Below are 24,731 nucleotides of genomic sequence, written 5' to 3' on the forward strand. Positions count from 1 at the left end.
CGTGTGGAGAGGACATTTTTGGAATTAGGCATTCCAAACTTTTGCGGATATCGGGTATAATAAATATTGGTATATCTATTGAAACGGGGGAACCACCGTGAACGTCTATCGCAATGTCAAAGAACTGATTGGAAACACACCAATCGTCGAACTAACCCAATTCCCACTCCCAGAAGGGGTCCGCTTGTTTGCCAAGCTGGAGTATTTCAATCCTGGAGGCAGTGTCAAGGACCGTCTCGGAATGGAGCTGATCCGTGCCGCTGAGGAGAGTGGAGAACTCAAACCAGGAGGTACGATCATCGAGCCGACTGCAGGCAATACCGGCATCGGTGTGGCACTTGCTGCTGTAGGTACAGGCTACCGCGTGATTTTCTGCGTACCGGAGAAATTCTCCATGGAAAAGCAAGACCTGATGCGTGCACTTGGTGCAGAAGTGGTCAACACTCCAACTGAGCTTGGGATCAAGGGAGCGATTGCCAAGTCAAAAGAACTGGCAGAAAGCATCCCGAACTCGTTTGTCCCGCAACAATTCGGCAATCCGGCCAACCCGGAGGCACATTACAAGACAACCGGCCCGGAAATCTGGGAACAGATGGATGGCAACGTTGACATCTTCGTAGCAGGTGCTGGATCTGGCGGCACGTTCATGGGTGTAGCCCGTTACCTCAAGGAGCAAAATCCTAACATCAAGACCGTTATCGTCGAACCAGAAGGCTCCATCCTCAATGGCGGCGAATCTGGTCCACACAAAACAGAAGGCATCGGAATGGAATTCTTGCCGGAATTTATGGATACCAGCTATTTCAATGCGATCCATACGATTCTCGATGAGGTGGCATTCCGACGTGTAGCTGAACTGGCCCGTCTCGAAGGCATGCTCGTCGGTTCCTCCGCAGGTGCGGCCCTTGAAGCAGCCCTGATTGAAGCACAAAACGCAAAGCCAGGCACCAACATCGTCACCATCTTTGCTGACAGCAGCGAACGCTACCTCAGTAAAAAAATATATCAAGGAGGAGTCTAATATGAGACTCAAAACAAAACTGATTCACGGCGGAATCGAAGGCGACGAGCATACAGGCGCGGTCGTCACCCCGATTTATCAAGTGTCTACCTATCGTCAAGAGGCGATCGGCAAACATAAAGGCTACGAGTATTCCCGCACAGGCAACCCGACCCGCCATGCACTTGAGACCTACATGGCTGAGCTGGAAGGCGGCGCACGCGGCTTTGCTTTCGGTTCTGGTATGGCAGCACTCTCCACCATTCTCTCTATGTGCAGCCAAGGCGATCACGTGGTTGTAGGGGATGACGTATACGGCGGTACATATCGAGTGATTACCCGTGTCTTCACCCGTCTCGGGCTGGAAGCTACTTATGTCAATACAGGTGACCTGCAGGCAGTAGAAGCTGCTGTGCGACCAAACACCCGCATGATTATCATGGAGACACCAACCAACCCACTACTTAAAGTAACCGATATCGCAGGCATCGCTGCCATCGCAAAAGCGAAAAATGTGCTGCTCGTTGTCGACAACACCTTCATGACCCCGTACTGGCAAAACCCAATCGACCTGGGCGCAGACATCGTGTTCCACAGTGCGACCAAATACCTCGGCGGCCATAGTGACGTCGTGGCAGGGATCGTCGTCACCAAAGACGCGCAAGTCGGTGAAGATATGCATTTTGTGCAAAACTCCATCGGGGCTGTCCTTGGGCCGCAAGATTCCTTCCTGCTCCTGCGCGGTGCCAAAACCCTCGGAGTCCGTATGGAAGAGCACGAAGCCAATGCAGGCCAAATCGCCAAATGGCTCAGTGAACGCAATGACATCGAGCGCGTGATCTACCCAGGTCTGGAAAGCCACCCAGGCCATGAGCTGATGAAAAAGCAAGCGCGCGGCTTCGGCGGCATGATCTCCTTCGACGTGGGCAGTGCAAGCCGTGCGGAAGAAGTACTTTCCAAAGTAAAATACTACACACTGGCTGAATCCCTCGGTGCGGTAGAGAGCCTCATCAGTGTACCAGCCCGCATGACCCATGCTTCCATCCCGGCTGAGCGCCGTGCAGAGCTGGGCATCACCGACGGCTTGGTCCGCATCTCTGTAGGGATCGAAGACGTGCAAGACCTGATTGAAGATCTGGAGCAGGCTCTTTCTTAATCAAAGAAATCTGCTCAAGCAAGATCAGTCGGATTCTTGAACCGGATGGGTGAACAGACACTGGTCTCGTGTCATCCATCCGGATTTGGTGATAAGCAAAAGGCAGCTCTTATCTGTAGGGAGGAGCTGCCTTTTTCCATATTAGCGGTTGGGGTATGTCGTACAGTCATGCAATAGACGTTCATCACCGCCACAGGTATAATCATGGGGAGATAATAGGATCAGAAAACGGAGGGCCCATCCATGAGCATCGAGATTAAAGTGTACGGAACCGAACAACTCTGCGCAAGCTGCGTCAATCTCCCATCAGCCAAAGAAACCGCCGACTGGCTTAACGCCGCGATTGCCCGCAAATATGGCCAAGAAGCTTTTTTCGTCACCTATTGCGATTTTCAACAACCTCAGACAGAAGACGATAAAAACTGGGCCGAACGCATCGTCAACGAAGATTTATGGTATCCCCTTGTCGTAATTTCCGGGGAAATTGTCGGAGAGGGCAACCCAAAATTAAAGGATATTTACGCGAAGCTTGAAGAATTAGGGGTAAAACCGTTGGAATAAGTCGGAGAGTAGGGATGAACAGGGAGTAAGAGAATGTTATCAAGAGTGAGAAGGGCACAAAGCTCGATCTTCACTCTTTTTCTTTCTCCATAGGACATGGGGTATTCAAATGTTACTGTTTTGTTAACAATTTTTCTTCTATATAAAAAGCTCCTTGAATCCTCCCCCGAAAATATCCCGCCTCCCACTACAGTGCGTGGAGCTTGCGGAGGTTGGCAAGAGACGAGCCTTTTCTTGAACCCCTACCCAGCGAAGAAAAAATCCATGGCGTCAAATACTTCCTAGAATAACCTCAGGGGCAATAGTCTTACTTCCCTGTACCACCCAGATGTCCCCTCTCATCGGGGGATCGAAACATTTTGCCCCGTACAAGCCATGGATTATTTCGAAGCGGCCAGTTGCCCCTTCTCACGCAGGGGTTCAAACCAAGCGAGGCTCTTGCCAACCTCCGCAAAGCTCCCAACCACCCACCTTTTCTAACATTAACAGCATATTCAACTGGAAAATTGAGTAAAAGCATATCTCGTTCAAAACCATAGTTAATTATGTTAAAGTTTGCTATAATAATGAATGACAACCAACATATAATTCACAAAAACATACCACTAACATATCGCCAAAAGGTTTAATCTATGGTTTCATTAACAATAGATGGAACTTTCCTTGGGCTTTTAACTAGTAATCTTCCCCAACAACCGCCAACCCTTTATGAAAGTATCAAAGGATGTCGAAATAATGATTAGATACTCCTATGTCGCCCTCATCATCCATGTGGGGACCGTCATTTTGTTGGAGCTGATTGCACTTGGAAATAGGAAAGAAAGTGAAAGGTTAACGGGGTAGGAGGTTAGGTAATGACTGAAAAGAATCAGAATCCAACTCCAATTCAAAGAGGGGCAGTAGATATCGACCCACAAGAGTTGACGGCGTCATACGAGGCGCGGATCGCCGAGTTGGAACAATATTTACGTGAACAAGAGCTGCGTTTTCAGCACACCTTGCAAAATACGCAGAACATCATTTATCGGTTGAAGCGGCGGGATGACAATCAGATCATCATTACGCTGGCCGAGGGGAAAATTGCCCAAAAATACAACATTACTACGGAATTCGTATATGGAAAAACAATTGTCGAGGTTTTCACCGCGGATGCGGCCCAGTACCTTGGCAGGTTTGAAGAAGCCTTTGCGGGTGAAGTGGTCTGGTTTGACTGCGATTTGGGCGGCAGAATTTTTCATACCCAACTCTCTCCGGTGTTCGATGCCGGGGTCGTTGCAGAGGTAATCGCTTCTGCCATTGATATCACGGAGGCTCGTCAGGCTGAGACGGAACGCTGGCAGATGGCTGAACGCTTCAAACGAACACTGGCTCTCCTGCCTAGCTTCATTTTCAGCTGTACACGGGACGAACATGGACGGATTCGTTTTAACTTCAAGGAAGGGGCGCTCGTAGAAGATTTCGCCCACCTGACAGATAAGGTAGAAGGGGCGACCGTGGAAGAGCTCTACTCATCTCCATTTTTGGAACAGTTGATCACTTCTTTCAACCACGCGTTCACTGGGGAAAAGGTCGAATTCCAATCGGAGTATGCTGGACGTCTCTACAGCGTGTTTGCCAAGGCAGTACAGGGTAAGAGCTCGGATGATCCGGTCAGCGAGATCGTAGGAGTCGTCTCGGATATATCAGATCGCAAGCGTACAGAAGAAGTGCTTCACGTGATCACACAGGGGATCACGGCAAAGACTGGGGTGGAATTCTTCCGCTATCTGGTGCAGCATCTGACCCAGACGCTCGGTGTACAGTATGCATTTGTCGGCAAGATTCAGAAGGGCCGGGAAGATCGGGTGCAGACGCTGGCCGTGGCACGGGACGGTGAGATCCTGGAAAATGTCGAGTACAACATCGCCGGCACCTCTTCTGAATATACGATGCAAAACAAGCTGTGCAGCGTAGCAAGCCATGTCCAGGAGAGATTCCCGCAGGACAAATGGCTGCACGCTCAAAATCTGCAGAGCCATATTGGAATTGCGCTGCATGATTCCAACGGGCATCCGACCGGGATCATTACCGTGATGGATTCGAAGCCGATCCCCAATGTGGAGCTGATTGAAACGATGCTGACCATCTTCGCCGTTCGGGCTGCAGCCGAGTTGGAGCGGCAGCTTGGGGAAGAGGAACTGCGCCGAAGCAATGCGATTCTGATGGCTACCCAAGAGGCGGCACTGGACGGTATCCTGATCATCGACCATAATCTGAGGGTGATCGAGTACAATTCCCGGTTAAAAGAACTGTGGGGCGCATCGGACGATGTCTTTGCGAACCGGGATGCCAGTGAACTGATTCAGTTCTGTCTGCCATTACTGACGGAGCCGTCGATCTTTTTTGATCAGATGAAATACTTGAGCGAGCATCCAACCGAGTTTACCCAAATGGAAGTGCAGCTCAAGGACGGACGTATCTTCGATAGCTATTCCGGGCCGGTCATGGACGGGGATCAGAACAGCTACGGACGAATCTGGTACTTCCGTGATGTGACAGACCGTAAGCGATTCGAGGAGCAGATGCGTCACCAAGTTTACTTCGACTCACTGACAGGTCTGCCTAACCGCATCCTGTTTGAAGACCGTCTCACGCTGGCGATCTCACAAGCGAAGCGTACCGATACGATGCTGGCTGTGATGTTCCTTGACCTTGACCGTTTCAAGGTAATTAATGATACATTGGGCCACTCTACAGGGGATATGCTGCTTCAACAGGTAGCGACCCGTCTGGAGCGTAGTGTACAGGAAGGCAACACCATCTGCCGCCTGGTTGGTGACGAGTTCCAGATCATTCTGCAGGATATCACCAGTGTGCAGGATGCGGTCAAAGCCGCGCAGCATGTGCTGGATCATCTCGGATCACCGTTCATCATCGACGGTAACGAGCTGTTCGTCGCTACCAGTATCGGGATTAGTCTGTTCCCATCCGACGGGAAGGACTCCCGCGACATTACGAAGCATGCCAAGGCGGCGATGTATCGGGCCAAGGAAAGCGGCGGCAACAAGTACCAGCTGTACACATCCTCGATGAATGAAACCGCCTTTGAGAAAATGGCCTTGGAAAAAGACCTGCGCAAAGCGATCGAACGCAATGAGCTGGTCATCTACTATCAGCCGCGTGTTGATCTGGTCAGTGGCAGGCTGATCGGGATGGAGGCACTGGTACGCTGGGATCATCCGCATCTGGGCCGCATTTCACCTGCTGAGTTCATCCCGCTGGCAGAAGAGTCTGGCTTGATCATCCCGCTTGATGAATATGTGCTCAAACGGGCTTGTGCGCAGAACAAATCCTGGCAGGACCAAGGATATCCACCGTTGCGCGTAGCGGTCAACCTGTCCGCGATTCAGTTCCAACAGCGCAATCTGGCTGTCATGATCCAAAATGCCTTAAAAGAAAGCCAGCTTGAGCCACAATGGCTGGAGATTGAGATCACCGAGGGTGTGACCATGCATAAGGCTGATATGGCCGTAGCCACCCTGCACGAACTGAAGGAGCTGGGAATTCACATCGCCATCGACGATTTTGGCACAGGCTACTCGTCGCTTAGCTATCTGAAAAAATTCCCAATCGACACACTAAAAATCGATCGATCCTTCGTCCGCGACATCACACTCGACCCGGACGATGCCGAGATCGTTTCCTATATTATCGCGCTGGCGCACAGCCTCAAGCTCAATGTCATTGCCGAGGGCGTCGAGACAGAAGGACAGCGGGCCTTCCTCTGTGAACGCAGCTGTGATGAGATGCAAGGCTTCCTCTACAGCCCACCGTTATCGGTCAGTGATTTTGAAGATCTGCTGAGAAGAAATGCCGGATAAATAAAAAAAGACTACCTCACAGGGTAGTCTTTTTTTTACAGCTGGCTTCAGGGTTCTCTCTCTAGCCCAGATGGTTTTTGTACATCCAGAGTACACCGCTTTTCATGACGCGGGCCATTTGACCGGTGAGGGATACTTTCCCCATGACACCGAAACCTTCTTTTTTCCCGAGGGAGCCGAGTACGCCTTTCAGCTTGATATCCGGCATCGCAGACGGGAGGGTGAGACCTTTCATCTCAAGCTTGAGAATCATGGCGATCTGTTCACCTTGCTCCTCGGCAAGCTGAGCACTAGGAGCAAACGGCAGGCTCGCACTGTCACCGCATACATAGACATTCGGATAATTCGGGAGCTGGTGGTACATGTTGAGTACCGCACGACCGCTGTTATCGTGATCGACCGGGAGCGCACGGACGATGTGGCTCGCCTGAATACCGGCTGTCCAGATGATTTCATCGGTCAGCAGCTCTTGATCATGGTTGTATACCACACCTTGCTCAACGCGGTTGACATTGGCCATGGAGACGAGCTGTACGTCGTTTTTGGTAAACCAGGAAGATGCATATTGCTGCAGCTTTTTCGGGAATGGGCTGAGGATGCATTCGCCGCGGTCGACCAGACGGATGTTGAGGTCAGGACGGCTTTCACGAAGCTCAGAAGCTACTTCCACACCGCTCAAACCACCGCCGACAACGGTAATCTGACCGTATGGCTTGATGTTGCTGACAGCTGCATACGTACGGCGGGTTGCACCAAGGGTCTGAATCGAGTGGGTGTACAGATCTGCGCCAGGGATTCCATGGTATTTGTCCTCACAACCCAAAGCAATCACGAGCCAGTCATATTCCAGTGCTTCTCCGTGAGCGAATACAATGTTACGTGATTCGAGATCAATACCGCTAACTTCACCATGCTTTATGGTTAAACGAGGATCATTGGGAAACGCGACACGTATCTTCGATTCCGGTTCAGTACCTGCGGCAAGGGCGTAGTACTCTGTTTTCAACCCATGGAAAGGCATTCTGTCTACCAACGTGACGAACACATTTTCCGGAAGTTCAGGGCTTAACATACGTTCCACTACCCGTAAGCCTCCGTAACCTCCACCTAGGATCACTAGTCGTTTCATAGGAAGTCTTGTCCTTTCTGTTGCCTTTTTATCTACCACATTCTATTTTTGTCTGTTCGGCATTAAATTGCAAGCATTATATTTCATGCCAGCTGGCTGGATGTTATAATTTTTTACGTACCGAGCAAGAATGCTCTTGAACAGGAGGTTTATTGCGTGAAACCGCTCGTTGAATTCTGTTCCAGTAATGTTTCATCTTATAGTAAGCCTGTGATGACCGCACTGGAGAACGACCAGGAATTAGATGCTGATGTGGTCGAGTACGGATGTCTGGGTCATTGCGGAGAATGCTATATGCAACCTTTCGCTTTAGTTAACGGTGATTTTATCACCACGGAAAACGCGGATGAATTGATTGAAGCGATCAAGAAAAAAATCCGTGAAGATCTGGAAGCTATGGAATAGGCTTCTGGTGAATCAACCCCTTTCTGTTATGGAAAGGGGTTTTTGCTTGTAGGGTCACCATCAACTGGCAAAATTATACCGAAACCTTCACGATAAAATATTTTAGGTTTGATAATTTGTCGAAATGGGTAGATAATGGTAATGCTGAAACAAAATTTACATTATTAAACCATTTTTGATGCATATGAGGAATTTATAGGGGAAAAGGGGAAGAGATGATGAAGCAAATCGGGATGAGCCTACGGACGAAACTAATCATAATATCTATGTTGCTTCTGGCGATACCCAGCTTAACGGTCGGATTGATCAGCTATCAGGAAGCCAAGACTTCATTAGACAAGCTTGGAGAGACCGGGCTTCGCAATCAAGTTCACTTGGCGATTGAGATGATTCATGTGCTGAATCAGCAGGTAAAGGAAGGGGAGCTTCCGTTAGAGAAGGCACAGGAGCAGGTCAAAGAAGCCATCCTCGGACCGAAAAACGCAGACGGCAAACGTCCAATCAATCCAGCCATCGATGTAGGGGAGAACGGCTATATGTTCGTCTTGGATGACAAGGCCATGCTGCTGGCTCATCCGACAAGCGAAGGCAAGAGCATGTGGGATATGACCGATGAAAATGGTGTGATGCTGGGACAGGAGCTCGTCAATAACGGGAAGGCAGGCGGTGGATTCACCCACTATGTCTGGCCGCTTCCAACGAACCCCGACATCTTGGCTCCCAAAATCAGCTACTCGAAACAAGAGACCGAATGGGGATGGATCGTCGGTTCCGGATCTTATATGATGGACTTCAATAAGGATGCGACAAATATTTTGAATGTGCTGATGATTACACTGGGCGTTTCTCTTTTATTGGGTGCTGCCATTATCTATCTCTTCGCCCGCAAAATGTGTGATCCACTCAGCCAAATGGCGGAAAAAGTACAGCTTGTCGCAGGTGGCGATCTGACCGTACCGCCGATTCAAGTGAAAAGCAAAGATGAAGTGGGCGTACTGGCAACAGGCTTTAACCAAATGACCGCCAGTCTGAAAAACGTCATCGTCGAGCTGGCTACTGCTTCCACACATGTCGCCAACTCTTCCGACGAACTGGCCGTCCGCGTCGAGCAAAGCAATCAAGCCTCCGAAGAAATCGCCTGTACCATCGTAGAGCTGGCCAATGGCTCCAGCCAACAGGTGCTCAATCTCAATGAGACGCATGACTCCGCCCTTGATATCTCACGGGGGATGGAGCAGATCAGCCAGAGCATTCAGACGGTGGCCCATGCTTCCTCAGATGCAACCGAGAAGGCTCACAACGGCCAACATGTCGTCAATCAAGCGATTAAGCAGATGAATGCCATCGGGGAAAAAGTAAGCGCCTCAGCGAAGCTGGTCAACACGCTGGGCGACAAGTCCCAAGAGATCGGGGAAATCGTATCCCTGATCACACAGATCGCAGGACAGACCAACCTGCTTGCTCTCAATGCGGCGATTGAAGCGGCTCGGGCTGGAGAGCAGGGACGCGGATTCGCAGTGGTTGCTGACGAGGTACGCAAGCTGGCTGAACAGGCTGGAGGTGCGGCCCAGCATATCAGCGGACTGATCGGTGAAATCCAGCGGGAAACATCAGAAGCAGTAGTCGTGATGCATGAGGGCACAGAGGCTGTAAAAGAGGGGATTGAGATCGTCAGCCACTCTGGAGATGCATTTGACGATATCCTCGGCTCGATCAACGAAGTATCCCGCCAAGCCCAAGATGTCCTCGCCATCGTCGAGGAGGTCAATGCAGGCACTCAGCTGATGGTCAACGCCATGCAGCAGGTATCTGCAATCACGGAGCAGTCCTCACACGATACCAAGCAGATGTCCGCTGTCATTCAGCAACAGACCGCTTCGATGCAGGAGATCTCCGCCTCATCTGAGATGCTTGCGGAGATGGCTACGGAGCTGCAGCAACTCGTCCAATCCTTTAAGCACTAGTATTGGTATTCATCATAAAAAAACGGTAGAACCCCCACGACGGAGGATTCTACCGTTTTTCTGTTTGGATTAATATTCTTTTACGGTGTTATAGAAGGTATCACGTTCGATCGCTTTTTTGCCGGCGCCTTCGATGAGCCATACCAGTTCATCTACGGTCAGAGCAGACTGGGTCAGGGCACCTGCTGCGTGGCTGATGCGCTCTTCGATCAATGTACCGTGTACGTCAGAAGAACCCATGGAGAGAGCCAATTGGGTCAACTGGGTACCGATGTTGATGAAGTACGCTTTGACGTGCTGGACATTATCGAGCATCAGACGGCTGATCGCCATGGTTTTCATGTCGTCCATCGCAGAGGTACGGCGCTTGATCCCGGCAGTTGCTTTCATCGGCTGTACAGCCAGCGGGATGAATACCATGAAGCCGTTGGTCTCGTCTTGGAGCTTACGCACGCGGTCCATGTGGATGAGGCGCTCTTCCAATGTTTCGATGGAACCGTAGAGCATGGTTGCATGTGTACGCAGGCCAAGCTCATGTGCAGTCTGGTGCGCGCGGAGCCAGTCGTCTGTGGACGCTTTTTCCGGGCTCATTTTGGCACGGTAACGCTCGGTCAGGATCTCAGCACCGCCGCCTGGCATAGTATCCAGACCTGCTTTGATCAGCTCTTGGAGCACTTCACGGAAGTTCAGGCCGGAGATACGGGAGAAGAACTCAATCTCAGCACCAGTGTACGCTTTAATGGTTACATTTGGGTACGCTTTCTTGAGCGTGCTGACCGTATCGAGATAGTAGTCGAATTTGACATGCTGGTTGTGACCGCCTACGATATGGAACTCACGGACGCCTTCATGGTAGCGGTTGCCTACATAATGAAGCAACTCATCCATGCTCATGGTGTATGCACCCTCTTGGTCCTGATCGCGGCGGAAGCCACAGAAGCTGCATTTCGCTTCACAGACGTTGGTCGGGTTGATGTACATATTCTGAATGAAGTAGACATTGTTGCCGTTCTTGCGCTGATTCACCGCGTTCGCCAGTTGGCCGATGGTCAGCACATCGTTGGAATTGTAGAGCGCAAGGCCATCCTCAATGGTCAGGCGTTCACCGCGCAGAACTTTCTCTGCGACTGATTCCAATGTTTTATCTTGTGTTTGAATGGTTAAAATAGACAAGGTAAAGACCCCCTTCCATAACTTGTACAAAATTGATACACAACGTTAGCCGTTCTTTCCGCCAAGTCTTGCTTGGGAAAGCCCTTTTATTATAAAACTTCTTATCGGAAGGAACAACCTATTCGCACTTTTTACAAAAAACGACAGAAAAAGATGGGAATTAATGTTTGCATCTATAAGTAAAATCCTGTAAAATAAGTGTATAAGTATAAGCGAGGAGGAGATTCTTATGCGGGATTCCATCCTTGAAAAAATCGAACTCCTTCGACAGCAAATGGTAAAAAATGGCCTTGAACTCGGTTTGAGTCACCCCGATGTTCTCGAATACAGCCAAAGAATCGACCGACTGCACAACCAACTGCTGGAGTTGGATTCGGCTCAAGGAAAGCAACCGTATCGTTTCGTGGTATTTGAAAAGCAGGCACACTTTGCATAGACAGCGAGAGCGAAGAGGGGATTGATGCCCCTCTTATTTTGCTTTTGGGGGTATTGCTTTTGGAAGTCTGGCCGCCCGAAAGTGTCCGTTCACCTTGTTGCCGTCCGTGTTTGTCGGTATACTGTTGGTAAGGTGTGTCACACACTATAGAAGGTTTTTGGACTGAAATCAACCCAATCTAAAAGGGGAGTGAATATACGATGAGCATCATCACAATCAGCGAAGCTGCACAAAAGAGAGTAAGAGAACTGCTCGCTGCTGACAATAACCCGAACCAATTCCTGCGCGTCGGCGTCCGTCCAGGCGGCTGCAGCGGCTTCACCTACGGCATGGGCACCGATGAGAACATGCGTGAAGGCGACCAAGTGGTGGAATACGAAGGCTTCAAGGTCGTCGTGGATGAGGAGAGCTTCAAGTACATCAAAGGCTTGGAGATCGATTTCAAAGAATCCATGCTCGGCGGCGGCTTCACCATGGAGAACCCGAATGCGTCTGCGACCTGTGGCTGCGGGGTGTCGTTCCGTACGGCGACGAATGAGGGTCAAGCGGAGAAGTGTGACGACTAAGACCCACACATGTTAACACAAGATAAAATCAACTCCTAAGGCATTGAGGTGATCGATGCTTTAGGAGTTTTTATTTGTTCTCTATTATTTCCCTGTCAACTGATACATAATTCTCCGGTGAACTTCCTCTACGAACTCCTTCGTCGTCTCAGCCGCTTTTTCTGGAGTTGCCATCTGTTCCTCGGTAAAGCTGAAAATCCCCTCGATTTCATTGAAATCCAGCTCATCCATTTTGGAGCCGAAGTGTGTATACAGCAACCTCTTATCCAGCTCGAACAATCCCCCGACCACCGCGTGGCTGTAGTACGGATTCAAGTTAAACTCAAACTCGTCAAAGATCCCGCGCATCCAGTCCGTGCATTGAAAGCGCATCTCTTGATACGGATGCACATAAGCCTCTTTGATCAGCTGACAGCCAAGCAGTTTCATACCTTCCATGAAGTTTTTCACGATGCCTACCGGCAGAATCGTCAGGTGGTCAACGTCCTGTGCATCTGATGCGAAGGATACGTCCAGATTGGTCTTGAAGTAGAAACGGGTCGTCAGCGAGGTAAACGGCATATATTTTGGGATATCAAAAGAAAAGTCCAACTCGAGAGTCTCGTCGGCCTCAATCGTGAAAGCCTCAATCACACGGACGCTGTGGATGCTTTCATCACGGGTTAAGAGGTGGCCGTTCTCATCGTAGTATTTGGATGCGGCACGAAGATCGACTTCAATATGATTCACCTTTTGACGGGAGCCACTGCCGCGGACGATGAATGTGCCGTGCAGGCACTCGCCAGTCTCTACTATATTTTTATCAAGCACCAGATCGATAGAAGCGTTGCCTGCGGTAAAGCGGGAGATGAGTTTGGAAAATAGATTCACCATATGTATATACCCTCCTGAGAGTGTGATAGAAATTTCCAATAATAAGTGTAATACGAATCGGATGGGAAAGGGTTGCAGTTGGATAAAAAAAGCCCGGTTTGGCTGGAGGATCAGCAACAAACCGGGAGTCGGGAAAACCAAGACTTTTTTCAAACGGGCCAAAAAAGGCCGATGCAGTCTTACAACCCTATTTCAACAAATCAAGCGTACTCCTCACCCCATTGGCAAATAAATACCCACTCTTCGCATCCCAGTTGATCGACCAGGTCATCACACCTTTAAAACCGGGATAGCCAGCAGGATTTTGCAGTTTGTACGTACCGCCGTAGGAGACGCCTTTTACCAGATAGTTCAGTGCCCGATCCATATCCGCATTGGTCGTATACCCACCGCCAGCCGCACTTGGGGAAGACGGCAGTCCAATCGCTACCTGCTCCGGCTTTAAAGAGGGGAACACATTGTTGCTGTTGCGGGCAATCGGGAAGCCTTTGAGTAGCATCTCAGCCATGGCCACTTGGAAATCTGCCGTTCCTTGCGCGTAGCTTTTTCCATCCAGTGCTTCCATCGAGCCGCTGTTGTAGTGCTGGACGTGGATGAAGTTCATTTTGTCGCGCAGACCATAGATGACAGGCAGATAAGCGCCCCACGGCCCGCCGTAGGAAGTCAGACCGCCTTGGACGTAAGCGGTTTCAGGTGCCATCGTGACCATGAAGCCTGTGCCATACTTGTCAGAAAGCGTACGGACAGCGGAGATCAGGTTAACGACTTTTGGGGTAGTAGGGTTCTTAAAATCGGTATCACCGGGGTTGAGCGAGAGCGACCCACCCTCCAAGTCGATATCCAGCCCGTCAAAACCATACGTCTCGATGATCGACGACATGGAGCTGATGAAGCTTTGCTTCGCTGCTTCGGTGTGCAGCTCGACGACACCATTGGCACCACCAATGGAGATGAGCACTTTTTTACCTTGGCTCTTCAGATAGGCGATATCGGATTTGAACTCAGATACGGTCGCGTTATAAGGGATGAAGCCCATCGTAGCGTGGTCAGCACCGGTTGGCTCGGCAAAAGCGACTTGGATTACGTCATATTTGCCGGATACCTCGCGCAGCTTGAGAGTCGTGGAGCCGTTGTCGAAGTTGTGCCAGTAGCCGACCAAGACCTTGGTTCCCGTTCCTGTGGTGGGAGGCGGGGTGGTGGAGGACAGGGTGGTGATCGAGACGGAATTGCTGCTGGCAGAGAGGTTGCCTGCGGCGTCTTTGGCCTTGACGGTGAAGCTGTAGGTGGTGCTTGCGGCGAGACCTGTTACGGTGTAGGAAGTAGTGGTGGAGGTGGCGACCAATGTTGTGCCACGGTATACATGATACCCAGTGACACCTGTGTTATCTGTGGAGGCGGACCAGCTGAGGCCAACAGAGCTGCTGGTGATGTTGGAAGAGGTCAGGTTGGTGGGAGTGGAGGGGGCTTGCGTATCGCCGGTCGGAGGCGGTGGGTTGGTCGTACCTGATTGTTTTTCCCACAGGGCAGGGACATTCGGCGGTTCCCAGCCGGTGAGTGAGGTGTGGGCCTGGATGCATTTGTACTCGTAGGACTGATAGGAGACGAGATCCCCCACTTTGTAAGCAACATTCGGTGCCCAAGCTGCGGCTGCCGCAGATGCTGCCTGAACCATGCTTGCGATCATCATGACGACGAGGAAAATCAACAGACTCTTTTGCTTGATTGCTCTCATCATACCTCTCCCTTCTTTATTTACGGAAAATTATGACAATCATATCCGGCACAATCATTAAAACACATCCGACCCACCTAGCTGAAGGGAGAAAAATCTGCGTGTGGGGGAGAATTTCGCATAAATCGGCTACTTAGATGAAAAAAGTAGTTGCAACTTTTGCTGATCATTAGCAATTTTTCGAAAGAATCATGGTAAAATAGGGCTATCAACTCTCCCAGTAACGGAGGTAGACATCGCTATGAAAAGCCCCTTGATTCTACTGATACTGACAGCGCTCCTGCTCGCAGGCTGCCAAGCGGAGGCTACCAACCAAGAGAGCCAACCAGCCCAACAACAGATGCAGGACCAGATGAATCTATCATCTTCCCAAACACCTGCCGCCACCAGACCCGAGGAGCAATCAGACGATATCCAGTCCAAACTAGAGGCTGGTAAGCAAGCCTTGCAAGACGGGGATGAAGCCTTGGCACTACTGATTTTTGACCAAATCAGCAAGCTGCCCGCCGATCCCAGCAGACAAGTGATGATTGATGAAGCGAAGAAATACGTCGAGGATATTCAGAAAAACCGCCGTTTCCAACCGACGATTCAGGTAGTGGATGACCAGTACATGATCGAGGGCATCGCGCTTGACATGACAGAGCAACTGCTGCTCCACAACTGGGGCCAACCCGATGACGAAGCACCCCGTCCTGATGCGACAGGACAAGGGCTGATCTATCCGTATGATGACGTCACTATCTATCTGAGCGGCCAGCCGAGAGTGATCAAGCGCATCGAGGTGAACATGAACGAGAATCTCAGACAGGCGATCAAAGACTGGGGAGCACCCGCCACCAAATCCTTTGGGCAGGAGAAGTATACGCTCACAGGCGGTAACCAGGTCGTCTTGGTCGATAATCAGAAAAACAGTGTGGTCATAACCCACGAAAACAGCCAATAAAGTAACAAGTAAGCAGGCAAGTAGAAAGCAGACAAGCCCCTGGATGATCTTTCGCGCATCCAAGGGCTTTTTTGATCGGATAGAACTCATCTTATATTCTTCACCAATCTTTATAATGCTTAACCTGCTGATAAAATTTAATTAAATCTTAACCAAAGATATTTCAAACAATTTCGAAAAAGGGTAAGATTGGCTCAGACTAGAAAAAGGGGGATATACAGCATGAACATGAAAAAAAGTGTATTTGCATTGATGAGTTCGATTCTGGTAGCAGGTGTCGCACTCACAGGTTGTGGATCGACTGAAACGGCCTCCACTACCGAGACTCCTGCAGCAGCTGACAAAAAGGGCAGTGCAGAACAGGTACTCAAGGTGAACCTGCAATCCGAGCCATCTACCGTGGACCCGGCACTTGCTGAGGATGCCACTTCCGGTACGGTAATCCGTGCTACTTTTGACGGTCTGACCCGTCTGGATGCAGATGCGAAGCCAATCAACTCCGTTGCATCCGATGTCAAGGTCTCTGATGACCAACTGACCTATACCTTCACCCTGCGTGATTCCAAATGGAGCAATGGCGAACCTGTAACTGCTAATGACTTCGTATTCGCTTGGCTGCGTGCACTTGATGCCAAGACCGCATCCAGCTACGCGTATCAGTTGTTCTACATCAAAAATGGTCGCGCTTACAACGAAGGCAAAGTGAAAGCAGAAGAAGTGGGCATCAAGGCACTCGATGAGAAAACCCTTGAAGTCACTCTCGCGAACCCAACTCCATTTTTCCTTGAGCTGACAGCGTTCTACACGTACTTCCCAGTGAACCAAAAAGTCGTGGAAGCTAACAAAGACTGGGCGATGAACGCAGACACCTTCGTCAGCAACGGTCCTTTCAAAATGCAAAGCTGGGAACATAAAAACAGCATGGTTCTCGTGAAAAACGAAAACTATTGGGATAAAGACACGGTGAAGCTCGAAAAAATCGACTTCTCCATGATCGAAGACCAAAACACAGAGCTTTCCATGTATGACGCAGGCGACCTCGACTGGTCCGGCCAACCGGTCAGCGCACTTCCGCCAGATGCGATCATTCCGCTCAAGGATTCCGGCAAGCTGATCGTGAAGCCAAAAGCGAGCACCTACTACTATAAGTTCAATACTGAGCGCCCGCCGTTCAATAACGCGAAAATCCGTAAAGCGTTCAGCTACGCGATCGACCGTAAATCCATCGCTGACAATATCGCACAGTCCGGTCAAATCCCAGCGATGAATCTCCTGCCAGAATCCATGGCACTCAAGCCAGGCGGATACTTCAAGGATAACGATATCGAAAACGCGAAGAAGCTGCTCGCAGAAGGTATGAAAGAGCTCAATCTCACCACACTGCCACCGATCACGCTGACCTACAATACCTCTGAGCGCCACAAAAAAATCGCGGAAGCGGTTCAAGACCAATGGAAACAAAACCTCGGTGTTGATGTGAAGCTGGAGAACAAAGAGTTCAAAGTATTCCTCGACGACCAGAACACCGGGAACTACATGATTGCCCGTGCCGGCTGGAACGCAGACTTCAACGATCCAATCAACTTCCTCGAAATGTTCTATGATAAAAAAGGCGGCAACAACGATACGCTTTGGGAAAATCCAAAATACCGTGAGCTCCTCGACCAAGTTGCGAAAGAAACAGACGCTGCGAAGCGCAAAGAGCTGTTCACTCAGGCTGAAGCAATCCTGATGGATGAAATGCCGATCGCACCAGTCTTCACCGATGTCAACGCATGGGTACAAAATGATAAGCTCAAAGGCGTACAGGTTGACCCACTCAGCTTCATTGATTTCAAATGGGCCTATAAAGAATAGGATATCCCATCTGCCAAAAATAAGAACCGATGAACCCGGTGTTAGGCCGGACATCGGTTCTTTTTGCGTGGATGGTGAGTGGAGCTTGGATACTGGTTTAGGGGATGATTTGAAACAGGGCTTCCACATGTGGATCTTCAGCAAAATGGCCGGGGAAGATAAAGGATCGCTCATCCCGAATGACCGAGATGCCTGCCTGCTGGAATAATTCGTCTAATAATTCTGAACAAATATAAGCTTCGTTTGGGTCGTGGCGGCCTGTCCCCATGCTGATCCGTGCAGCGATTTTGATCAGCTCCTGGCGGTCGTAGCAGCGATTGAGACGGTCAGTGCCGTAGCCTAGCATATGATTGATGGTGGACTCGTCCACTTGGGAAAAAAGGCTGTGACGGCCGATATAGAGTTGCCCTTGATAAGGGCGTTTGGAGTTTTCGTAATCATAAATATAATGAGAAAGCGGAACGATTCGGACACCGTCATCTTCGACGCTCTCCAAGAGAAGGGTACGCTGGTTCCAATGAAAGACCATTCCGACGTGGCTGAAATCCGAACCGGAGAAATGCTTGATCATATCGCTGATCACATAATCACCCGAGCAGAACAGGATATCACCTGTCCTAAGCTTGGGTCGGGCTTGCGAGTAGGAGACGGCAGTGAGATTTTGAAACTTGGCATGATACATACTCATACGCGTACCTCCTTTTAGATGGGGATTCTTCCATTTTATCACAACCCTGATCTTATAGAATTGAGACTAATGGGGTGAGTTTTGTCTCATGTGTCCCGTCTATGTAGGCAGGTGCATACGATAATCCGAGTCTTTCTGGAAATGGAGAGGATGATTGTACATGGCGGAAAAGCAACGGATTACGGTCTGGGAAGAGCATATGTTTTGGCTGGAGATTCTCCAAGACCACGCCATCTTCGTTCGAGACTATTTGTCCCCGGAGGAGAAGAGATGGGTACAGATGGCAGAGCAATATATCCAAGCGTTTGGGCGTCTGCGTGAGATTTTGTTTCAACTGGATCCCACACTGCCTGCTGAGTCGGATACGATGAAGAGATTTGCAGCAGAGGTATATCCGGTAGCATGTGGGTATTATCAATTGGAGGGGCATTTGCAGGGGCTGCGCATTCAGAATGAAGTCAACCTGAATCTGACCCCGACCTATCTGAATGGGACATTGAGTGAAAACGAAGAGTACCTGCGATTGCTTGGATTTTATATGAAGGGCCAACAGCCGGAAGAAATGTCGCTGGTCAGCCTGCTCGATATGTGGTTGATGGATCAGGTGGGGCATGCGTACCTGCTTGCCAATTCGCTTGACCCGGTGGAAAGCGAGTTGGGGCAGCGTGCCCGTGAGTTCGTCCAACGATTTCAGGCATTCGTGGCCACTAACAATGCCATGAGAGGGTATCTGCGTTTTCTAGCCCCGGGCTTTCCCCGTCAGGAACGGTTTGCCCGTGAAGTGTTACTTGCGGTGATGGAATTCAATAAGCTGATCGTCGAAGTGGTGAACCGTTATAAAGAGGATGAAGTGTTTACCCGTCTGACGCTGCGTTTTCTGGAGCATCATTTCCCGGAGGCTTGTTACTTGATGCGCAAGCTCTCCGCCTTTGTCCCGGAGATGCAGGCCGAGATTTCATGTCCGTTGACGAAGCCGTCTTTTGTCACCAAGGCATAGGCGAAAGGATCAGTAGAGCGCAGGATTACCCTCATGGTAAGGCACTTGGGTAAGCTCCTCACTAAGATGCGGGATGACTTGCTCCACGGTAGCTTCCTGAATCATGATCACTTGCTCCAGACGACAGGCAGGGCAGGTGGCGACATGTGGACACAAGTGGCTGCTCACATCGGGGTATCCGTCCGTTCTTTTCAAGTCATCGAAGGGGCGGTAAGGGCTATAGTCGCCGAAGTAGTCGAGCAGCCTTCCTTGATCATCGAGCTTGGACCCGCAGCTTTCACATGTGACCTGCAGCTCTGTAAAACCGTTACAGATTGGGCACATAAAGTTCATCTCCATAAGATCACACCTCCATTTCGTTACTGTTTGCCAGAGAGACGGCATGTATGCAAAATAAAAAACCCCGTACACGGCGTCATAAACGTGTACAGGGTATGGCTTGAAACGCTTACTTGTTGCCGAAGTCCATGCTAGAGGAGTGACCCGGCTGAATTTTGGCATCTGGGTTCACATAGGTCATCGCATTGTTGACAGCGGTCGGAGCTTCACCGAAGCCGACAGCGATCAGTTTTACCTTACCAGGGTAGGTTGCGATATCACCTGCTGCATAGATGCCAGGGATGTTGGTCTCCATCTTGGAGTTAACGACGATGGAGCCTTTCTCGATTTCCAGACCCCAGTTTTTGATTGGGCCAAGAGAAGAGATGAATCCGAAGTTTACGATGACAGCATCGACATCATAGCTGATTTCTTCGCCTGTGGCAGCCTGAACGATCGTCACGCGCTCGATTTTGTCCTCACCTTCGAGGGACTTGAGCTCGTATGGTGTTCTTACTTCCACATTGGAAGACATCAGGGTTTCGACACTGTGCTCGTGTGCACGGAATTTTTCGCGTCGGTGCACGAGGGTTACTTTTTCAGCGATTGGTTCAAGCATAAGTGCCCAGTCAACCGCGGAGTCACCACCGCCGAATACGACTACCTTTTGGCCTTTGAAGGCATTGAGGTCAGTGACGAAGTAGTGGAGATTGCTTTTCTCAAAGCGCGGAGCATCTGGATGATCGAGGCGGCGTGGCTCGAATGCGCCTACACCAGCCGTGATGATGACCGCTTTGGATTGGTGTGATGCTTTGTCTGTTGTGATCTCAAAGGTGTTGGTTTCTTCTTTTTTGACGACCGTCTCTACTTTTTCTTCCAGACATACGGTTGGATGAAAATGAGAGATTTGCTGCTTGAGATTATCCACTAATTCCTGAGCACGGACTTGTGGGAAACCGGCAACATCATAAATGAACTTTTCAGGATAAAGGGCAGACAACTGGCCACCGAGTTGTGGCATGCTTTCAATAATTTTTACATTTGCTTGACGCATACCACCATAAAAGGCAGTAAATAATCCAGCAGGACCCCCGCCTATAATCGTAAGATCGTACACTTGTTCATCTCTATGCAAAGAACTCAACTCCAAGCACCTCCGAGGGGAATCGTCAGAATTCAAAGCCACTTCCTATTATACCCATCCTCATCCTATAAAAAAAGGAGCATTCCAAAAAGAGCAACAAAAGGTGGGCGGAAATAAAGGCAAATTTGTGTCAAAAACCACTTGCAAATCATGGATTTACCTTCTATGATAGTTGGTAAACAGATGCGATTGTGCATTTTTTCACAGCTTAGCGCCATTCGGGGTGGCGAATCCAAGCAAATAAAGCAGCTGAACGCCCGATAGTAATACTTACTACATGTATTTTCACTTCTCTAAGGGCAACTTACATCTAATCACGTGAAAAAAAGCACAAAGTTGCGGAAGAGTTCAGAAAATAGACAGAATGGAAGGGATACCTCATGAGTACACCTAAAATTTTGATTCTGGGTGCTGGATATGGTGGTCTTTTGACTACATTGGGTCTGCAGCAGCGGCTCAACTACAACGAGGCTGAGATTACACTCGTCAACAAACATGATTATCACTTCATCACCACTTGGCTTCATGAACCAGCCGCTGGTACGGCTCCAGCTGACCATGCCCGTGTGGATTTGCATAAGATTATCGACACCAATAAAGTGAACCTGATAAAAGGTACGGTCGAGAGCATCGATCCCAAAGCCCAATCCGTGAAGCTCGCGGACGGAAAAGAACTGCCGTATGATCACCTCGTCATCGGTCTTGGGCCTGAACCGGAGACGTTTGGGATCGAGGGCTTGCGTGAACACGCCTTCAGCATCCGCAGCATTAATGCCGTTCTGCAAATCCGTGAACATATCGAGTATATGTTTGCGAAGTACAAAAACGAGCCGGGACGTGAGGATTACATCACGTTTGTCGTCGGTGGTGCAGGCTTTACCGGGATTGAATTCCTCGGCGAGCTGGGCGACCGCATCCCTGAGCTTTGCCAAGAATTCGATGTAGACCCGTCACTCGTCAAGATCTACAACGTCGAAGCGGCACCAACCGCACTGCCTGGCTTTGACAAAGACCTCGTCGACTATGCGATGAATATCCTCCAACGCAAGGGCATCGAGTTCCGACTCAATACTCCGATCAAAAAATGCACCCCGGATGGTGTTGAGCTGGCTACGGGCGAATTCATCAAAACAAAAACCGTGGTCTGGTCAGGCGGTGTCCGAGGGAACTCCATCGTCGAAAAATCCGGCTTTGAGGTCATGCGCGGCCGTGTCAAGGTAGACGAATACCTGCGTGCTCCCGGTTATGAAAATGTGTTTGTCGTAGGGGACTGCGCCCTCATCTTCAACGATGAAGGACGTCCATACCCGCCAACCGCCCAAATCGCGATACAGGAAGGGGAGAACCTCGCCCGCAACCTATCCTCGATCGTCCGGGGTGAGAAGATATCACTGGTTCCGTTTGTCCCCGCTCTTCAGGGGACACTGGCCTCCCTTGGAAAAGGTGAGGGGATGGGTCTGGTTGGCACCAAAAAAGTATTCGGTACAACGGCAGCTCTGTTCAAAAAAGGCAGTGACCTGCGTTATCTCTATAAAATCGGTGGATTGGGTCTTGCGCTGAAAAAAGTAAAGCTGTAGCGTATAAGGAAATAAGTACATCTAATATAAAAGCAGTTGTGGGGAAAAGGTGTTCACATGAGACATGCAAGCGTACAAGTCAGAGGACTAATGACCAAGGACGAAATGGACCGCTACAACGGATTGATGGAAGTGGGCGGCTATCTGGAGGAGCAGAACCGGCACGACCTTGCTCATCACGTCCAAACCGAAATCGATATTTTGATCTTACCGGCAATCGACCGACTCAAGGAAAAAGGGCGTGAACGTGACCGCGAAAATCTGCGGTACATGATCGACAACGGCCTGCTTGATGAGGACGATGAATAGGGAGATCCAATAGCTGTCCTGCACGTGAAAAGCCTCTCCGTTCTTACTGGATAAGACGGAGAGGCTTTTTGCTATGGCTTGATCTTACCTTTTTACTTACTCGGAACCTTGTTCACTCTGAGCACTTGTTCCAGATAAAACCGCAAATGATCGACCTGCCCGTTTACATCCGTATGCTCCGGCCCCAGCTGCAGGGTCGTAAGGACGATGCCATCCATGAAGCTGATCACGGAAAGACAGATGGACTCAAGCGGCTTCTGTGGGTGGAATTCTCCACGCTCCACACCCGTCGCAAGAAAGCTCTGATACGCCGCAGCCATCTTTTGATAACGGCCCAGTTGGTATGGCTGACGCCCCTGCTCCCGGTAGATCGCGGTGAAGTACTCGACCTTGAGCGGAACGAGGGTGTCATCTAAGTGATACAGATCTTTTTCAAAGTCATCGAGTCCGCGCAGCAATGCCTCCCAAGCGGTCTCGCCTTCACGGATCTGGTAATGCTCACTGGCACTGGTATCATCGTTCTGATCCAGAATCGCGCGAAACATCTCATCTGTACTGGAAAAATACATATACACACCGCCGCGGCTCATCCCGCAGGCCTCCACGATATCCTTCATGGTGGTGGACTCAAAGCCTTTTCGCTTAAACACCTCGGTGGCTGCCTGTAAAATCTCTTGTCTACGCTGATTCTTGTGCTCCTCCGTTACTCTTGGTGACACCCTGACCCCTCCGTTCAACCTGCTTCCATACCCCTATTGTAACGAATCCGATCACGGCAAGTAAGCTTCCATTCACCAAAAACAGCGGGACCACCCCAAAAGCAGTCGCAAACAATCCGCCAAACAGCGGCCCGACAATCGATGCGGTTGATACCACACTGTTGATTGTACCAAATACCCGTCCGCTTATCTCGACCGGAGTACGCTTTTGTGCCTCTGTCTGAAACGGGACGAACACCATACCCGCCGATGCGCCCGCCATAAAGCCAAGGAGCGGACACCACAGCCAGACCAACGGCAGGGACACCCCGGTAAAAAGTCCACAAAGGGCAAACGCCGTGCCTAAGCCGACAGCCCCAAGCGACATAAGCAAAAAGGGAGAGCGGTTCTTCAACGACTTGCCAACGATCACCGCCATCAGCAGGGTTCCAAGCGAGGAGGCAGCCATGAGTGAGCCGAACAAGGCGGGAGACCCTTCTGGCAGTACACGCAGCAGTGTTGCCAGTTGCGTATCAGCAAGCATCATGACGAACATGACAAGACCAAGCAGCATCAGGCCGTAGCGCAGGAATGGGACGTTTTTGACGAACAGCAGGCCCTCACGAAGTTCTTCAGTGAAGGAAGCACCCGCTGTTTTTTCTGTGTCGTCGGGATTTTTACGGTGCAGGTCAGCAGGGGTACGGGGGACAAGCAGCAAGAGCAGGGCGGAGCAGCCGAACAATACAGCATTGACCGAAAAGGATAAGCCAATGCCAAGCCAAGCGACCAATACGCCGCCAATCGCAGGCCCAATAATCCGCGTGCCATGGTCGATTGCGGTACTGACAGCAACCGCCTGATCGAGGGAGTCGGATGGGACGATCTCTTTTAGCTTGGCGTTCTTAGCAGGAGTGAAGACAGCCTCCACTGATCCTTTGAGAAACAGCAGGGGATACAGGTAGGTCAGCTCCGAGACGAACGGGATAGCAAAAACCAATGCACCGCGCAACACATCCGAGACGAGCATCACTGACCGCCGTTCTAATCGGTCTGCGATCCATCCACCGACGGTTCCGAACAAGGCCGCAGGCAGGGCAAGCGCGAGGATGACAAGTGAGAGCTCCATGGGTGTTGCTTTTTGGATCAGACCGACATAGGCCATCAGCGCCATTAATGCCAGACCATCACCGAGGCTTGAGAAGATTTGAGCTGAAATCAGCGAAAGATACGATTGTTGTCTCCACATAAAGAATCCCCCTGTCTCGAAATAAACGACACACGTGTCATTATTAATCATCTTAAACGACAAACGTGTCGTTTTTCAAGAGTCTTTTTCCTTTTC

At 50.2% G+C, this 24,731-nt stretch carries 22 protein-coding genes; 13 read left to right on the forward strand and 9 right to left on the reverse strand.

Annotated elements, in window-relative coordinates; translation table 11 throughout:
• The first annotated feature begins 97 nt into the window (after positions 1-97).
• The 4 genes from cysK to FGI41_RS13455 all read left to right on the forward strand — a co-directional run bounded on the left by cysK (position 98) and on the right by FGI41_RS13455 (position 6,577).
• Positions 98-1,021, forward strand: coding sequence for a cysteine synthase A (gene cysK, locus FGI41_RS13440; protein ID WP_139490757.1), 924 nt, complete (start codon positions 98-100; stop codon positions 1,019-1,021).
• A gap of 1 nt (position 1,022) precedes the next feature.
• Positions 1,023-2,156, forward strand: coding sequence for a bifunctional cystathionine gamma-lyase/homocysteine desulfhydrase (locus FGI41_RS13445; protein WP_139490759.1), 1,134 nt, complete (start codon positions 1,023-1,025; stop codon positions 2,154-2,156).
• A 243-nt stretch (positions 2,157-2,399) separates the two neighbouring features.
• Entirely contained in the window at positions 2,400-2,717 is a 318-nt protein-coding gene (locus FGI41_RS13450; protein ID WP_139490761.1) for a YuzD family protein, read from the forward strand.
• Positions 2,718-3,571: 854 nt separating this feature from the next.
• On the forward strand, positions 3,572-6,577 hold the full coding sequence (locus tag FGI41_RS13455) for a sensor domain-containing protein (protein WP_139490763.1): 3,006 nt from the start codon (positions 3,572-3,574) through the stop codon (positions 6,575-6,577).
• Positions 6,578-6,638: 61 nt separating this feature from the next.
• Here the strand turns inward: FGI41_RS13455 and FGI41_RS13460 are convergent, their stop codons facing one another.
• Positions 6,639-7,706, reverse strand: a complete 1,068-nt coding sequence (locus FGI41_RS13460; protein ID WP_139490765.1) for an NAD(P)/FAD-dependent oxidoreductase — start codon at positions 7,704-7,706, stop codon at positions 6,639-6,641.
• A 156-nt stretch (positions 7,707-7,862) separates the two neighbouring features.
• On the opposite strand from FGI41_RS13460, the gene FGI41_RS13465 reads away from it, so the two are divergent.
• Entirely contained in the window at positions 7,863-8,111 is a 249-nt protein-coding gene (locus FGI41_RS13465; RefSeq protein ID WP_139490767.1) for a DUF1450 domain-containing protein, read from the forward strand.
• 215 nt (positions 8,112-8,326) lie between these two features.
• Positions 8,327-10,075: a methyl-accepting chemotaxis protein gene (locus FGI41_RS13470; protein ID WP_139490768.1), complete on the forward strand. Its 1,749-nt coding sequence runs from the start codon at positions 8,327-8,329 to the stop codon at positions 10,073-10,075.
• Between the two features lie 69 nt (positions 10,076-10,144).
• Here the strand turns inward: FGI41_RS13470 and mqnE are convergent, their stop codons facing one another.
• A complete protein-coding gene (gene mqnE / locus FGI41_RS13475; RefSeq protein ID WP_139490770.1) occupies positions 10,145-11,248 on the reverse strand; it encodes an aminofutalosine synthase MqnE in 1,104 nt (367 codons plus the stop codon).
• A 229-nt stretch (positions 11,249-11,477) separates the two neighbouring features.
• On the opposite strand from mqnE, the gene FGI41_RS13480 reads away from it, so the two are divergent.
• On the forward strand, positions 11,478-11,684 hold the full coding sequence (locus tag FGI41_RS13480) for an aspartyl-phosphate phosphatase Spo0E family protein (protein WP_139490772.1): 207 nt from the start codon (positions 11,478-11,480) through the stop codon (positions 11,682-11,684).
• 206 nt (positions 11,685-11,890) lie between these two features.
• Positions 11,891-12,250, forward strand: coding sequence for a HesB/IscA family protein (locus FGI41_RS13485; protein WP_139490988.1), 360 nt, complete (start codon positions 11,891-11,893; stop codon positions 12,248-12,250).
• An 84-nt stretch (positions 12,251-12,334) separates the two neighbouring features.
• Here FGI41_RS13485 and FGI41_RS13490 read toward each other — a convergent pair whose 3' ends face one another.
• Positions 12,335-13,123 (reverse strand): sporulation protein, encoded by a 789-nt coding sequence (locus tag FGI41_RS13490; RefSeq protein WP_139490774.1) that lies wholly within the window; start codon positions 13,121-13,123, stop codon positions 12,335-12,337.
• 187 nt (positions 13,124-13,310) lie between these two features.
• Complete coding sequence (locus FGI41_RS13495) at positions 13,311-14,855, reverse strand: carbohydrate-binding protein (RefSeq protein WP_139490989.1); 1,545 nt, start codon at positions 14,853-14,855, stop codon at positions 13,311-13,313.
• A 241-nt stretch (positions 14,856-15,096) separates the two neighbouring features.
• Here FGI41_RS13495 and FGI41_RS13500 point away from each other — a divergent pair, with 241 nt between their 5' ends.
• Positions 15,097-15,801, forward strand: a complete 705-nt coding sequence (locus FGI41_RS13500; protein WP_139490776.1) for a hypothetical protein — start codon at positions 15,097-15,099, stop codon at positions 15,799-15,801.
• 228 nt (positions 15,802-16,029) lie between these two features.
• Positions 16,030-17,658 (forward strand): peptide ABC transporter substrate-binding protein, encoded by a 1,629-nt coding sequence (locus FGI41_RS13505; protein ID WP_139490990.1) that lies wholly within the window; start codon positions 16,030-16,032, stop codon positions 17,656-17,658.
• 97 nt (positions 17,659-17,755) lie between these two features.
• On the opposite strand, the gene FGI41_RS13510 is transcribed toward FGI41_RS13505, so the two are convergent.
• On the reverse strand, positions 17,756-18,346 hold the full coding sequence (locus tag FGI41_RS13510) for a YiiX/YebB-like N1pC/P60 family cysteine hydrolase (protein WP_255298454.1): 591 nt from the start codon (positions 18,344-18,346) through the stop codon (positions 17,756-17,758).
• Positions 18,347-18,506: 160 nt separating this feature from the next.
• Here FGI41_RS13510 and FGI41_RS13515 point away from each other — a divergent pair, with 160 nt between their 5' ends.
• Complete coding sequence (locus FGI41_RS13515) at positions 18,507-19,343, forward strand: DUF2935 domain-containing protein (RefSeq protein ID WP_139490778.1); 837 nt, start codon at positions 18,507-18,509, stop codon at positions 19,341-19,343.
• A 9-nt stretch (positions 19,344-19,352) separates the two neighbouring features.
• Here FGI41_RS13515 and FGI41_RS13520 read toward each other — a convergent pair whose 3' ends face one another.
• Both FGI41_RS13520 and FGI41_RS13525 read right to left on the reverse strand, forming a co-directional pair.
• Positions 19,353-19,682 (reverse strand): hypothetical protein, encoded by a 330-nt coding sequence (locus FGI41_RS13520; RefSeq protein ID WP_255298455.1) that lies wholly within the window; start codon positions 19,680-19,682, stop codon positions 19,353-19,355.
• Between the two features lie 109 nt (positions 19,683-19,791).
• A complete protein-coding gene (locus FGI41_RS13525; protein ID WP_139490780.1) occupies positions 19,792-20,805 on the reverse strand; it encodes an NAD(P)/FAD-dependent oxidoreductase in 1,014 nt (337 codons plus the stop codon).
• A gap of 380 nt (positions 20,806-21,185) precedes the next feature.
• On the opposite strand from FGI41_RS13525, the gene FGI41_RS13530 reads away from it, so the two are divergent.
• Together FGI41_RS13530 and FGI41_RS13535 are read left to right on the forward strand one after the other, a co-directional pair.
• A complete protein-coding gene (locus FGI41_RS13530) occupies positions 21,186-22,382 on the forward strand; it encodes an NAD(P)/FAD-dependent oxidoreductase (protein WP_139490782.1) in 1,197 nt (398 codons plus the stop codon).
• Positions 22,383-22,439: 57 nt separating this feature from the next.
• Complete coding sequence (locus tag FGI41_RS13535) at positions 22,440-22,691, forward strand: hypothetical protein (RefSeq protein ID WP_139490784.1); 252 nt, start codon at positions 22,440-22,442, stop codon at positions 22,689-22,691.
• A gap of 92 nt (positions 22,692-22,783) precedes the next feature.
• Here the strand turns inward: FGI41_RS13535 and FGI41_RS13540 are convergent, their stop codons facing one another.
• Positions 22,784-23,410 carry a TetR/AcrR family transcriptional regulator gene (locus tag FGI41_RS13540; RefSeq protein ID WP_176560266.1) on the reverse strand — a complete coding sequence of 209 codons (627 nt, stop codon included), beginning with the start codon at positions 23,408-23,410 and terminating at the stop codon, positions 22,784-22,786.
• A complete protein-coding gene (locus FGI41_RS13545; protein ID WP_176560267.1) occupies positions 23,370-24,635 on the reverse strand; it encodes an MFS transporter in 1,266 nt (421 codons plus the stop codon). The genes FGI41_RS13540 and FGI41_RS13545 overlap by 41 nt, the downstream gene beginning before the upstream one ends.
• Positions 24,636-24,731: the final 96 nt, after the last annotated feature.

Source organism: Brevibacillus dissolubilis (assembly GCF_006170445.1).
GTDB classification, from domain to species: domain Bacteria; phylum Bacillota; class Bacilli; order Brevibacillales; family Brevibacillaceae; genus Brevibacillus_B; species Brevibacillus_B dissolubilis.